Annotated in this window: 13 protein-coding genes; 5 read left to right on the plus strand and 8 right to left on the minus strand. The window is 63.0% G+C overall.

Translation table 11 applies throughout. The features are described from left to right. Positions 1-251: 251 nt before the first annotated feature. From MNR02_RS13135 to MNR02_RS13160, 6 genes are all read right to left on the minus strand, one after another. Positions 252-2153: a potassium transporter Kup gene (locus tag MNR02_RS13135; RefSeq protein WP_241947105.1), complete on the minus strand. Its 1902-nt coding sequence runs from the start codon at positions 2151-2153 to the stop codon at positions 252-254. Positions 2154-2167: 14 nt separating this feature from the next. Continuing rightward, positions 2168-3151, minus strand: a complete 984-nt coding sequence (locus tag MNR02_RS13140; RefSeq protein WP_371746668.1) for a magnesium transporter CorA family protein — start codon at positions 3149-3151, stop codon at positions 2168-2170. 180 nt (positions 3152-3331) lie between these two features. After that, complete coding sequence (gene apbC, locus MNR02_RS13145; RefSeq protein WP_241947106.1) at positions 3332-4513, minus strand: iron-sulfur cluster carrier protein ApbC; 1182 nt, start codon at positions 4511-4513, stop codon at positions 3332-3334. 123 nt (positions 4514-4636) lie between these two features. Further along, the gene (locus MNR02_RS13150) at positions 4637-5380 is read right to left on the minus strand and encodes a LuxR family transcriptional regulator (protein WP_241947107.1); all 744 of its coding nucleotides are present in this window, start codon (positions 5378-5380) and stop codon (positions 4637-4639) included. 84 nt (positions 5381-5464) lie between these two features. Then, positions 5465-6202 carry a LuxR family transcriptional regulator gene (locus MNR02_RS13155; RefSeq protein WP_241604837.1) on the minus strand — a complete coding sequence of 246 codons (738 nt, stop codon included), beginning with the start codon at positions 6200-6202 and terminating at the stop codon, positions 5465-5467. A gap of 260 nt (positions 6203-6462) precedes the next feature. After that, positions 6463-7254 carry an IclR family transcriptional regulator gene (locus tag MNR02_RS13160; protein ID WP_241947108.1) on the minus strand — a complete coding sequence of 264 codons (792 nt, stop codon included), beginning with the start codon at positions 7252-7254 and terminating at the stop codon, positions 6463-6465. A 100-nt stretch (positions 7255-7354) separates the two neighbouring features. On the opposite strand from MNR02_RS13160, the gene MNR02_RS13165 reads away from it, so the two are divergent. From MNR02_RS13165 to MNR02_RS13185, 5 genes are all read left to right on the plus strand, one after another. Beyond that, entirely contained in the window at positions 7355-8116 is a 762-nt protein-coding gene (locus MNR02_RS13165) for an SDR family NAD(P)-dependent oxidoreductase (RefSeq protein ID WP_241947109.1), read from the plus strand. After that, positions 8116-9051: a 2-dehydro-3-deoxygalactonokinase gene (locus MNR02_RS13170; RefSeq protein WP_241947110.1), complete on the plus strand. Its 936-nt coding sequence runs from the start codon at positions 8116-8118 to the stop codon at positions 9049-9051. Before MNR02_RS13165 ends, MNR02_RS13170 begins: the two co-directional genes overlap by 1 nt. A gap of 52 nt (positions 9052-9103) precedes the next feature. Beyond that, the gene (locus tag MNR02_RS13175; protein ID WP_241947111.1) at positions 9104-9742 is read left to right on the plus strand and encodes a 2-dehydro-3-deoxy-6-phosphogalactonate aldolase; all 639 of its coding nucleotides are present in this window, start codon (positions 9104-9106) and stop codon (positions 9740-9742) included. Then, positions 9739-10623 carry an SMP-30/gluconolactonase/LRE family protein gene (locus MNR02_RS13180; RefSeq protein WP_241947112.1) on the plus strand — a complete coding sequence of 295 codons (885 nt, stop codon included), beginning with the start codon at positions 9739-9741 and terminating at the stop codon, positions 10621-10623. Before MNR02_RS13175 ends, MNR02_RS13180 begins: the two co-directional genes overlap by 4 nt. 206 nt (positions 10624-10829) lie before the next feature. Further along, on the plus strand, positions 10830-11492 hold the full coding sequence (locus MNR02_RS13185) for a PRC-barrel domain-containing protein (protein ID WP_241604846.1): 663 nt from the start codon (positions 10830-10832) through the stop codon (positions 11490-11492). 70 nt (positions 11493-11562) lie between these two features. Here the strand turns inward: MNR02_RS13185 and MNR02_RS13190 are convergent, their stop codons facing one another. Further along, positions 11563-11898, minus strand: a complete 336-nt coding sequence (locus MNR02_RS13190) for a PilZ domain-containing protein (RefSeq protein WP_241604847.1) — start codon at positions 11896-11898, stop codon at positions 11563-11565. Between the two features lie 96 nt (positions 11899-11994). After that, complete coding sequence (locus MNR02_RS13195; protein WP_241604848.1) at positions 11995-13350, minus strand: bifunctional diguanylate cyclase/phosphodiesterase; 1356 nt, start codon at positions 13348-13350, stop codon at positions 11995-11997. Positions 13351-13389: the final 39 nt, after the last annotated feature.

Consider the following 13389-nt stretch of genomic DNA (forward strand, 5'->3'; position numbering starts at 1 on the left):
TTACGCAACTGACTACTCCGCACGCATGTACGGGCGACCGCGCCGATGAACGACCGGCGTGCCTTTCTGCCCGGATATTTTTGTATGGGAGCCAAGCCGCGCCGAGGCACGGGCCCGAAGCGGCTCGCTGTCAGGGTAAAATGAAGCATTAACCTTGATGGTTGGTTAATGCTCATACATGCGCGAAGGGTAGGCGCGGGCCTCCTCTTCACGTTTTTGTCAGGAGCATGAGAAAACGGACGGCCGACGGCTCAGATCACGACATGCGACCCGAGTTCCACCACGCGATTCGTGGGCAGGCGGAAGTAATCCGAGGGGTCGGTCGCGAGGTCGGCGAGGGCTATGAACAGGCGGTCCTGCCACATGGGCATGCCGGACTGCGCATCGGGCACCAGCTTGCGGCGGCCGAGGTAGAACGACGTCGACATGATGTCGAACTTGTGCCCGGCCTTGCGCATCACGCCGAGCGCCTGCGACACGTTCTGCGTTTCCATGAAACCGAAGCGCATCTCGATGCGTGAGAAGCGCTCGGAGATGCGCTCCACGGTAAAGCGGTCGGCCGGGGCCACGCGCGGCTTGTTGGCCGTGGTAATGGTCAGCACGAAGTTCTGCTCGTGCAGGACATGGTTGTGCTTGATGTTGTGCAGCAGGGCTGCGGGCGCGAAGTCGGGATCGCTCGTCAGGAAGATTGCCGTGCCCGGCACCTGCACTGGCGAATGCGTGCTGTGCTTTTCCAGCGACTTCACGAAGGCCGACATCGGCACCTCGATGCGGCGCGTCTTCTCCCGCAGGATGCGCGTTCCGCGGGTCCATGTCCACATGACCACCACCACGCCGGCGGCGATGGCGACGGGGACATAGCCGCCGTCATGGATCTTGAGCAGGTTCGCGCCGAGGAAGGTCAATTCCAGCAGGAAGAGCGGCAGAAGTACCAGGACGGCCGTGAGAGGCTTCCAGTGCCAGCGCGCGCGCAGGAATTCGAAGGCGAGCACTGTCGTCACGACCATCGCACCGGTGACGGAGATGCCATAGGCGGTGGCGAGCGATTCGGAGGAGCCGAAGAGGAAGACCAGCAGCATGACGCCGAGCAACAGGACCGTGTTGACGGCCGGCAGGTAGATCTGTCCGGTCTGCGTCTCGGATGTGTGGAAGATTTCCATGCGCGGCAGGAAGCCGAGATGGATGGCCTGGCGGGTGAGAGAGAAGGCGCCGGTAATGACCGCCTGGCTGGCGATGATCGTCGCGGCCGTGGCAAGAATGACCACCGGCAGCAGGGCCCAGTTCGGGAACATCAGGAAGAACGGGTTGGAAACCGTCTCCGGGCGGGCCAGCACCAGCGCGCCCTGCCCGAGATAATTCAGGGTCAGCGCGGGGAAGACCAGGCAGAACCACGCCCACTGGATCGGCCGGCGGCCGAAATGGCCGAGATCGGCATAAAGCGCTTCCGCCCCGGTGACCGTCAGGAACACCGCGCCCAGCACGACGAGGCCGAGATAGCCTTCCGTCGCCATGAAATGCACAGCGTAATAGGGATTGAAAGCCGCAAGAATACCGAGATCGTCGGAAATATGCGTAATGCCACCAAGGCCCAGCACGACGAACCATATGGCGGTGATCGGCCCGAAGAACCTCGATACGGCAGCGGTGCCGAGCGATTGCACGGCAAAAAGCAGCACAAGGATGACAACCGATATCGGCACGACATAATCGCCGAAAGCCGGCGTGACGAGCGTCAGGCCCTCTACGGCGGACAGCACCGAAAGCGCCGGCGTGATCATGGCGTCGCCGATGAAGAGCGCCGCACCGGCCGCTCCCATGAAGAAGAGAATGGGCGCGTGCCTGCCGGCCGTCTTCATCAGCAGCGCCAGCAGCGACAGGGTGCCGCCTTCGCCGTGGTTGTCGGCACGCAGCAGAAAGAGCACGTATTTGATGGTGACGATGATCGTCAGCGTCCAGATCATCAGCGAGATGAGGCCGATGACCTCCTCGCGCACGAGGCCGTCGCCGGAAACCGGGCGCAGCGCTTCGCGGAAGGCATAGAGCGGGCTGGTGCCGATATCGCCGTAGACGACGCCGACCGAGCCGAGCGCCAGAAGAAACATTGCGCGCGGGCGGCTTTCGGGATGCGCTGCGCTGCCTGTATTTGCGTGCATGGGGCGATCAGGCGTCAAAGCCAGCCTTTCCAGCGGAAAAAGAAAAACGGAAGGATCGCCGACAGGACCATCGCCACAAGGGTGAGCGGATAGCCGTAGGCAACATGCAGTTCGGGCATGAACTCAAAGTTCATACCGTAGATGGAGGCGATGAGCGTCGGCGGCAATAACACCACCGAGGCGATCGAGAAGATCTTGATGATGGCGTTCTGCTCGAGATTGATGAGACCGAGCGAAGCGTCCAGCAGGAAGGTGATGTTACCGGCGACGAAATTGGCGTGCTCGGACAGCGACTGCACATCCCGTGTCACCGTCCGGCAGAGTTCCAGACTGTCGCGATCGGATTGCAGCGCCGGCAGACCATGCAGGAAGGTCAGGACGCGCGAAAGCGACAGGAGGCTGTCACGCGTCTTGGCGAGGAGCCGGTGCAACGCGGAGACCTGCACCACCCGATCCTCAAGATAGCGCGGCGGCCGGCGTGAAAGATGCCGCTTGTCTCCGAAGACTTCCAGCGAAAGCTTGTCGGCCCGCGTGACGGCGATTTCGAGGATTTCGGCAGTGCGGTCCACGATGGTTTCGAGCAGGCGCGTGACCATGACCGTCGGCGAAGAACAGCCGCCGGGAATGCGGCGCATGGCGGTTCGGAATATCTCGAAGGAGCGCGGGTCGGCGTAGCGGACAGTCAGCAGCCGTTCCGGCGTCAGGATGAAGGCGACGTCGGTGAGAAACGGCAGGTCACTTTCGGCCTTCACCATCAGCGAGGCCGTCATGTAGGCGGCACTGCCATCCGTATAGAGACGGCTTGAGGGCTCGATGTCCTTGAGTTCGTCGCGCGTCGGGATTTCGAGGCCGAGCATTCGCTCGGCCAGAGCCTCGTCCGCGCGGGTCGGCTCGACCAGATCCACCCAAACGGCGCCGGCAAGAGCCTCCGCGGCGGCGGAATCGGTTTCAGCGGGCAGGGCCTGCGCCGCGCCATCGGGACGGAAGACGGTGATCACCGGCGAATGGCTCCGAAACGGACCATCGCACACACTCCTGTTACATACCGCCGCGCGGCAGGCTGGGGATATTGCGCAGCGCAACATAAAAATCAAGGCCCCCTCCCCGTGCGCGCATCCGGCGGCTGTGGGAGAAAGCCTTGTTCATGGTGCCCAGCGATCGAGAGCGGCGGCCAGGCGCTATTCGAATACGATGGCGGGAGCGCCGCGCGTACCCTTGCCCTGCACGGCCTCGAGTTCCTGCCAGACGCGGGTCGCAATCTCGCGATAGGTCTTCGCGGCCGCGCCCTCCGGATTGGAAACCACGACCGGCGTTCCGGCATCGGAGGTCTCGCGGATATCCATGGTCAGCGGTACCTCGCCGAGGAAGGGAACGCCGATGCGTTCCGCCTCCTTGCGCGCACCGCCGTGGCCGAAAATATCGTAGCGGTTGCCGGTGTCCGGCGCGATGAAGTAGCTCATGTTCTCGACGATGCCGAGCACCGGCACCTCGACTTTCGAAAACATGTTGAGGCCCTTGCGCGCATCGATGAGCGCAAGATCCTGCGGCGTGGAGACGATGACGGCACCGGCCAGCGGCACCTGCTGCGCCATGGTCAGCTGGGCATCGCCCGTACCGGGCGGCATGTCGACGACGAGCACGTCGAGCTCGCCCCACGCGACCTCCCGCAGCATCTGCATGAGTGCGGACTGGATCATCGGGCCGCGCCAGATCATCGCCACGTCCTCATCGACGAGGAAGCCCATGGACATGACCTTGATGCCGTAGTTTTCCATCGGCTTGATGATCCGGCCCTCGATCTGCTGCGGGCGGCCGGAAATCTTCAGCAGCCGCGGCATGGAGGGGCCGTAGATATCGGCATCGAGAATGCCGACACGCAGTCCGTTGGCCTTCAGCGCGAGCGCCAGGTTGACCGATGTGGTCGATTTTCCGACGCCGCCCTTGCCGGAGGCGACCGCAATGATGGCACCGACGCCCGGAATGCCGGACTTGGCGCGCTGTTGGGGTTGCCCCGGCGCGGCGTGCGCGTGGCCGGCGTGATCATGTGCAGCGCCCCGGCCCGGCGGAGGCGGGGTCGGCGCACGGGCGGCCGCAGGGCCGGATGCGGCCCGCTTGTCCGCCGTCAGCGCGACCATGGCGGCCTTGATGCCGGGGATTTCCTTCACGACCCGCTCGGCGGCGGCACGCATGGGATCGAGTTCACGGGCGCGCTCGGCCGGCACGGTGATCGAGAAATACGCCTTGCCATCCGAGATGAAGACATCTGAAACGAGGCCCATATCGACGATGTTGCCGTCCATATCCGGGCCGCGCACCGTACGCAGCCGTTCCAGCACCTGTTCCTTGCTCACATCCGTCATGACATCCTCTTGAGACCCCGCCGTGCTATCGCCGGCCTTGTCCGTAGATAGTGCACGCAGCGGCTGCCGCCAACGACTTTGTCTGCGACGGGAGGCAGCAGGCCTGCGGCAAAAATGACGGCGTCAGGTAATGAGACCGCGGCGGATCGCCTTCACAACCGCCTGGGTGCGGTTGACCGCTTCGAGTTTGCGGGTGACCTGATTGAGATAATGATTGACGGTGTGCTCCGACAATCCCAAGATTTCCGCGATCTCCAGGCTCGTCTTGCCGGCGGCGGTCCAGCTCAGGCACTGGACTTCGCGTTCGGTCAGGACGATCTGACCGGTCTTCCAGGCCGAGCCGATTTCGGCAAGCCGGTTGAAGAGGTGCACGGAGATCATCTGCAGCATCAGGCGGTCTTCCCGCTTGAGGGAGAGATTGTCGCCACCCCAGACGACCGCACCCCGATTGCCGAGTGCATCGTGCACCGGGAAGAAGTGGCCGACCAGCATGCCGTGATCAGTCATCATTTCGAGAAGGTCGCCGAATTCCGGATTGGCGCTCGCCTCACCGAGCCATTCGCGCATGTCGTAGGAGAAGGGCACCGTGGTCAGCCGCAGCTTACGGATGCCCGCGCTGTGGCGAACCATCCGCATGGCATCGTATTTGGCGAGAACTTCCTGGGGCCAGTTGCTGACGATGGAATAGGCCGAAAGCTTTTCCGCCTCGAAACCCGGCAGATTGAACACGATGAAATATTTCAGACCATACTGCTCGCACCGCCGTCGCATATAGCGAACGATGTCGAACTGGGTGGCCAGCCCGGCAATCTCGGCGGCGTCGTCGTTTACCTGGTATTCCTCGCTGCTTTTTTCGTCAGCAGTCATTGTTGCCCCGCACTGTTTATTTTTCCCCTTGAGCAGTTGGAGCGGGACCACGCACATTCCAGACAGTCACAAGGTTTCTTCCCATCAGTTCAAAAGACCGGCCCTGATCGCCTTGACGACGGCCTGGACCCGGTTGACCGCATCGAGCTTGCGCGTCGCGCGGTTCAGATAATGGTTCACGGTATACTCCGAGAGACCGAGTATTTCCGACATCTCCACGCTCGTCTTGCCCGCCGAGGCCCAGGAAAGGCATTCGATCTCGCGGCGTGACAAGGACACGTTCTGGCGCCGGCGTGCCCGCAGTTCGAGAACCTGGGTGAACACGAGATTGGCGACCGCGTTCAGCTCCGCCATCTCGTTCGGTCGCAACGCTGCCCGCGTTCCGCCGAAGGCGAGCGCCCCGCGCAGGCCGGCGGAATTGTGCGCCGGAAAATAAGCGCCGCGTGTCAGGCCGTGGCCGTCGAACAGCTGCATGGCGATCTCAGACTTGCCATCCGAGCGGCGGCGGTTGGTGCGTTCGGCGTCATACGAAAAGGGGGTCGTGCTCTGTCGCAGATGCTCGATGACAGGACTGCCGAAAATGAGGCCCGCATTGTCATAGGCCTGCAGCATGTCCTTGGGCCAGGACGTCATGAGAACATGGGAGGAGAAATTCGTTGGCGCTTCCGACGGCACATTGATCAGGATGTAGCCGTTGAGACCATGACGCTGTGCAATGGCGAGCAAGGTATCGGCGATATCCGATTCCGATCCCATCGCCGACGGGACAGAATCCCATCGCTGCTGGAGCTTCGCAGAATCCGTATGAAGTCGATCCGCCATAGTCACCTTCCTTCAGCACGCATGCGAAAGTGCGGCAGAGCCCGCCGACACGATACACTGCTTGCTTCAGGAACCCCCGTATCCCAATGCAAGTATTTCCGATGAACCGCGCCTCAAGCCGCGATGAGCGACGCAGCCCGCAGGCGCGTCACCGATGAAGCTAATGACCCCCTCCGCTCGCGTCCAGCGCGATTTTCTAATTTACCGTAAAATGCGGTGATAAGATAAGGTTTGTGCGGTTACGTACATCAGATATCGCGTCAGCGTTGTGGGCCAAGCCGCGCGTCCAACTCACTCTTGATCGCATCGGCCGCCCTTCGCACCAGCGGAACCCAGGCGTCCAGCTTCTCCTGCCCCACCCGATAGGCCGGCCCCGTTACGGAAACGCCGGCGACCAGCGAGCGCGCGGCATCGCAGACCGGTGCGGCCACGCAGCGGATGCCGGGCTCGTGCTCTTCCCGATCGAAGGCCACGCCGCTGCGCCGCACGGCCTCCAGCTCGCCAAGCAGCGTTGCCCGGTCGACAATCGTCTGCGGCGTGAAGCGCTGGAACTCGATGCCCGACAGAATCACGTCCAGAGCGGCGGGGTCGAGCGTGGAGAGCGCAGCCTTGCCGACACCCGTGCAATAGACCGGCGAGGCATTGCCGATCTGCGAATTCATCCGCACCGCCTGACGGCTTTCCACCTTATCGAGATAAATGATCTCGCGACCACGCAGCACACCGAGATGGACCGTTTCGCCCGTCTCCCCGTGCAGTGCCTCCAGAAAGGGCGCGGCGACCGCGCGGAACTCGCTGCGCGCCCAGCTTGCCGAGGCAAGCTTCAAGAGGCGCAGGCCCGGCACATAAACGTGGTCGGCACGAAGCTCCAGCAGGCCCTCGTGCACCAGATGGGACATCTGGCGGTGTAGCGTGCCGCGCGGCTGGCCGCTGATCGCCAGCACATCCGTGAAGCGCATCGGCCGGTCGGCAAGTGCGACGGTCTCCAGCACCGCCATCGCCTTGCCCAGCGTGCCGGTTCCAACCGTCTCGTCGTTCCGCTCTGTCGCCATCTGCGCTGCTCCGGTCTTCTCTTGACAGGGCGAGAGCCTAACGAAATAATTCCGAATAATCAAACTCAGTTCCAAATAATGGAACAAAAAGGAGGAGACGATGGCGGGCCGTTATCAGGACCTGGCGGGACAGGGCGTTCTGATCACCGGCGGCGGGTCGGGAATCGGGGCGGCGCTGGTTGCGGCCTTCTGCGCCGAGGGCTCCCGCGTTGCCTTTCTCGACATTGCCGAAACGGAAAGCCGCGCTCTGGTCGCGCAACTGGCCGATACGGCCGCCCACCGGCCTCACTTCATCAAGGCGGACCTGCGAGACATCACCGCCCTGCGCAGCGCGGTCGACGAGGCGATCTCCGTTCTCGGCGGCATCCGCGTACTCGTCAACAATGCCGCGCGCGATGACCGGCAGGGGCTGGAGGACATCGAGCCCGACGGATGGGACGAGAACCAGGCCGTGAACCTGCGCCACCAGTTCTTTGCCGCCCAGGCGGTTGTGCCGGCCATGCGCAAGGGCGGCGGCGGGTCGATCGTCAACTTCTCCTCCATCGCCTACCTGCTCAATATGGGAGAACTGCCCGCCTATGCCACGGCGAAGGCCGGCATCATCGGCCTGACGAAATCGCTCGCCGGCAAGCTCGGACCGGACAATATCCGCGTCAACGCCATCCTGCCCGGCATGGTGCTGACCGAGCGGCAGAAGCGACTGTGGGTCGATGAGGCCGATGCCGCCGCCGGCATCGAACGGCAATGCCTGAAGCGCTCCCTCGTTGCCGAGGATATGGTAGGCCCCTGTCTTTTCCTGGCATCGGATGCATCCGCCGCCATCACCGCACAAACGCTCATTGCCGATGGAGGCATGCTCTGATGACCCACACCGCTTCCCCCACCGACGCCGCCTACGTGGCCGTGGACTGGGGAACGTCCAGCTTCCGTCTCTGGCTCGTCGGCCGTGATGGAGCCGTACTCGCCGAACGCCGCAGCGGCGAAGGCATGACGACCGCCGCGCGCACCGGCTTTGCCGAGGTGCTGACAAGCCACCTCGCCGCCATTTCCGCGCCCGAGGGCGTGCCCGTGCTGATCTGCGGCATGGCCGGCGCTAAGCAGGGATGGGTGGAGGCCGGCTATCTCGATACGCCGGCCGCTCTTTCCGCCATTCCAGCGGCTGCTGTTCGGGTTCCCGGTGTCGAGGCCGATATCCGCATCCTGCCCGGTCTCGCACAGCGCGATGCGACGGCGCCCGACGTCATACGCGGCGAGGAAACCCAGCTTCTCGGCGCGGCTGCCGACCTCGGCAGCGGCAATCATCTCGTCTGCATGCCCGGCACGCACAGCAAGTGGGTGCGGCTCTCAGGCGGCAAGGTGGAGGGCTTCTCGACTTTCATGACGGGCGAACTGTTCGACGCCATCGCGAAGAACACGATCCTCAGCCATGCCATTGCCGATGCCGGCGCGATTGCTCCTGACAACGCTGCCTTCCGGGCGGCCGTCACGCGCATGGTCACCAATCCGGCGCTTGCCACGAGCCAGCTGTTTTCGGTGAGGGCCGGCTCGCTGATTGCAGGGCTTTCACCGGAGGATGCGAAAGCCCGCCTCTCCGGCACGCTGATTGGGCTCGAAATCGCCGGTGCGCTGTCACTGGCGGCGAAGGATACGCCCGTCATGCTCGTCGCGTCCGGCTCGCTCGGCACACTCTACGGACAGGCGCTGGCCGCCGCCGGCCTCTCCCCCACCGTTATCGATGCAGACACGGCTGTGCGTACTGGCCTTGCCGCCGGCGCAAAGGCCATCTGGTCGCTTTAGTCATCAACACAGCCAACGCCGTTGGCTGGAACGCCCGAAGAAAGTCGCAACAATGAGCCGCATCCCCTTCCCGCCCATGAAATATCCGTTGATCGCCATCCTGCGCGGACTGAAGCCGCACGAGACGGAGGATGTCGTGGGCGCGCTGATCGAGACCGGATTCACGGCCATCGAAATTCCCCTGAACTCGCCGGAGCCTTTCAAGTCCATCGAGATCGCCGTGAAGATGGCACCGGAGGGCTGCCTCATCGGTGCCGGTACGGTGCTGACAGTGGAGGACGTGAAGCGCCTTGCCGATGTCGGCGGGCGCCTCATGGTGAGCCCGAATGTCGAGCCCGATGTCATTTCCACGGCCGCCGCCAAGGGCATGGTCACGATGCCGGGCGTCTTCACGCCGACTGAAGCGCTCGCCGCCGCAAGGGCCGGCGCAACGGGGCTGAAATTCTTCCCCGCCAGCGTGCTTGGCCCGTCAGGCATCCAGGCGATCCGCGCCATCCTGCCGCCGGAACTGGAAATCGCCGCCGTGGGTGGTGTCTCCGACCAGAATTTCGGCGATTATGCCGCCATCGGCATCCGCAGCTTCGGGCTCGGTTCCAGCCTCTACAAGGTGGGCATGGACGGCAACGCGGTGCGTGCACGCGCTAAGGCGACGCTCGATGCCTATGACGCCGTTTACGGAGGAAAACGATGACAGACACTCACGCATTTACCGGCCGCGTCCTGTGCGACGTCAACAGCGAGCTGGGCGAAGGCCCGACCTACGATCCGGCGACCGACACCGCCTTCTGGTTCGACATCATCGGGCAAAAGCTGCATGAACTGCAGCTCGCCACCATGAAGAAAACCGTGCACGACCTACCCTTCCTCGGCAGCGTGCTTGCCGTCGTCGATGCCGAGCGGCAGCTGATCGCATCCGACAAGGGCCTCTTCATCCGCACGGTGGCTGACGGCAAGGCCAGCCCCTTTGCAAAACTGGAAGACAAGCCGGGCAACCGCTCCAACGACGGGCGCGTGCATCCGTCCGGCGCACTGTGGATCGGCACCATGGGACGCAAGGCCGAAAAGCACGCCGGCGCGATCTACCATGTCGCGGGCGAGCGGGTGACCAAGCTCTATTCCGACATCACCATTCCGAACGCCATCTGCTTCTCGCCGGATGGCAGCATCGGTTATTTCACCGATACGGATGTGAACCACCTCATGCGCGTCACGCTCGATCCCGCCACCGGCCTGCCGACCGGACAGCCGGAAGTGCTGAGCGACGAGTCCACAACGCCCGGCGGCATTGACGGTGCGGTCTGCGATGCCGAAGGCCTGATCTGGAACGCGCGATGGGGCTCCAATGCCGTGGAGGTCTACATGCCCGACGGCAACAAGATCGCGCGGCATCTGGTGCCCGCCTCGCAGTCGAGCTGCCCCGCCTTCATCGGTGCAAAGGCCGACCGCCTGCTGGTGACATCGGCATGGCAGGGCATGGATGCAGCTGCCCGCAGCGACGACCCGCATGCCGGCCAGACCTTCGAACTGGGCGTTGCGGTCAATGGTCGTTTCGAACCACGCTTCGCGCTCTGAACCCGGCCCTTACCGTCGATACAAGGGAGCGGCTGCCCGGACGTGAACGGGCGAGTGCCGCTCCTTTTGCATGGCGGACATCAAAAATGAGGCAAATTTTCTCGGAACCAAAACTCGGAGTCACCGTTGTGTGTGCATCAGCCGGTGCGGAGGATACTTCAAGACCGCCGCGCCTTGATACCAACGAGACGAAAGGCAGGTTTATCATGAGCAAGAAACTTCTTACCTCCGTTGCCGCTGGTGCACTTTTCCTTGGCGCAGCCCTGGCTCCTGCGGCATATGCACAGGACACCAACCAGCCCGCAGCCGGCCAGACGATGGAACAGCCCGGCATGACCAACGATGACGCCACGGGCACCACCCCCGGCGACACCGCTGCGACACCGGGTGCAACGACTGACCAGAACATGGCCGAAACGCCGGCTACCGCGACCGAAGATACGGCCCAGGCTCCGGCAGCTGCCGGTGGTGACTATCTGACGGCCCAGTCCGACCAGCAGATCAGCGCCAACACCTATATCGGCCAGGCTGTCTACAACAGCGCCGATGAAAGTATCGGCAAGATTTCCGACCTGATCATGGAAAAGAGCGGCGGTATTGACGCTGCGGTGATCGGCGTCGGCGGCTTCCTGGGCATCGGCGAAAAGTGGGTTGCCGTTCCGTTCGAAAAGATCGCGATTACGCAGGTCCCGGATTCGGACGACGTCAAGCTGACCACGACCGAAACAGCAGAAAGCCTGCAGGCAGCGCCGGAATTCAAGACCAAGGCGCAGCAGGTCTCCGAGCGTCAGGCCAACCAGCCGGTCGACAATTCGACCACGTCGTCGACCTCGGGCACGCTGCCCACCACGACCCAGCCGGCTGAATAAGCCTCAGGCTGAACGACACAAGCCCGGTGGCCTTGAGCCACCGGGTTTTTTTGTCCGCAAAAATGGCGCGTCAGCGGCGCAGGACCGGACGCACCTCCTCGTGGAAGAAACGGAAATAGGAGGTGATCTGTGCAAGCGCGTTGGTCGACAGTTTGTACTGGATTCCCAGCCGCCCGTTTGAATACCAGCGCACTGTGCCGCTGAGACGACCAAGCTCCTCGCTTTCGACCGTCACGAGCTGCCCTGGCATGACCTGAATGGGCTTTTCGATATCGAAGGCCATGCCGCTGGCCGACAGATCGACGACACGCGCGCGCGTCGTCTGATGCATGATCTTTACCGTCGCGAAAAGCCGCACGCTGGAACGATTGCTTGCCCGGACGGGCATATCCTTGATGGTCGTCATTCAGCACACCCCCATCGTTGCCGAGATAAACGCAGGGTAGTGAAAAACCTTTGCCGCCCGGCTAATGGATAGCGTTGAGAATCGGTAAACGTACCCTCAAGATGCCGCGCGGCCCTCGACGGTTACGTAGCGATCGGCGAGGTAGCGCATCGTCGCAACGGCATCCGCCGGCTTTCCGTAGAAATAGCCCTGCCCCATGCCGCAGCCGAGCGCCTTCAGCTTCAGCGCCTCGGAGAAATCCTCGATACCTTCGGCAACGACGGCCAGATCAAGGCCCTCGCACATGGTGACAATAGCCTTGATGATGTGCTCGGACGCCTTGTCGTTGGAAATACGCGAGACGAAGGCGCGGTCGATCTTCACCTTGTCGAAGGTGAAATCGCGCAGCCGCCCGAGGCTCGACTGGCCCGTGCCGAAATCGTCCAGCGAGATGCGAACGCCCGCTGCGCGCAGCTCGCAGACAATCTTCTGGGCCGTATCCGCATCCGTCATGACGGCGGTCTCTGTGATCTCCAGCTCCAACCGGCGCGGATCGAGCCCCACGCGATTGAGAATCGCCAGCGTGTTGAAGGCGGTCTTCGGGTCCATCAGCTGGGCGGAAGAGAGGTTGAAGGACAGAAAGAGTTCCTTCGGCCAAGAAAGGGCCGCTTCGGCTGCCTTGCGCAGCAGCGTGTCGGACAGCGCATCAATGAAACCACGTTCCTCGGCAAGCGGCACGAAGACCGCTGGCGATACATAGCCTAGATCGGCATCGCACCAGCGCGCCAGCGCCTCGAAGCCGACCACCGTATCATCGCGCAGGCTGACGATCGGCTGGAAATGCACATCAACCTCGTTGGCGATGATGGCGTTGCGCAGCGCCTGTTCAAGCTGCGTCGCCCGTTTCATCTCTTGGGCGATCTCCTGGGAATAGACCGTGATCTGACCACGGCCGCGACGCTTGGAGCGATAAAGCGCAGTGTCGGCACTTTTCAGGAGTTCGGTAAAGTCTTCACCGGCGAAGGGATAGATCGCAAAACCGAAGGAAGCGGACAGGCGCACGTTGCGGTCGCCCAGATCGAATGGCGCTGACAGGACCTCGCGCAGCATCTGGCCGATCTTCTCCGCACCCTTGCGCTCGAAGACCAGAGGCAGCACGAAAGCGAATTCGTCTCCGCCATGGCGCGTGACGGTCGCACCATCCGGGATGCAGGCCCTCAGGCGATGGGCGACCTGGCAGAGAATCTCGTCGCCGGCCCGGGGGCCGAACAGATCGTTGATGGGCTTGAAGCCGTCGAGATTGGTGATGCCGATGGCGAACGGCGCGGGGTCCTCCTCGCGCTCCTTGGCGATCTGGCGAACCTTGTCACGCAGTCGGTAGAGATTGCCCAACCCGGTCAACGGGTCGGTATAGGCCATGGCATGGAGGTCAGTCTGGGAAACATCCAGCGCCGCGTGATCAGCAGACTTCATTAATGATTACCCGTACTTGCACTCGACCTCCGAAGACTG

The sequence above is a fragment of the Shinella sp. H4-D48 genome (assembly GCF_022637395.1).
Classification (GTDB): Bacteria; Pseudomonadota; Alphaproteobacteria; order Rhizobiales; family Rhizobiaceae; genus Shinella; species Shinella sedimenti.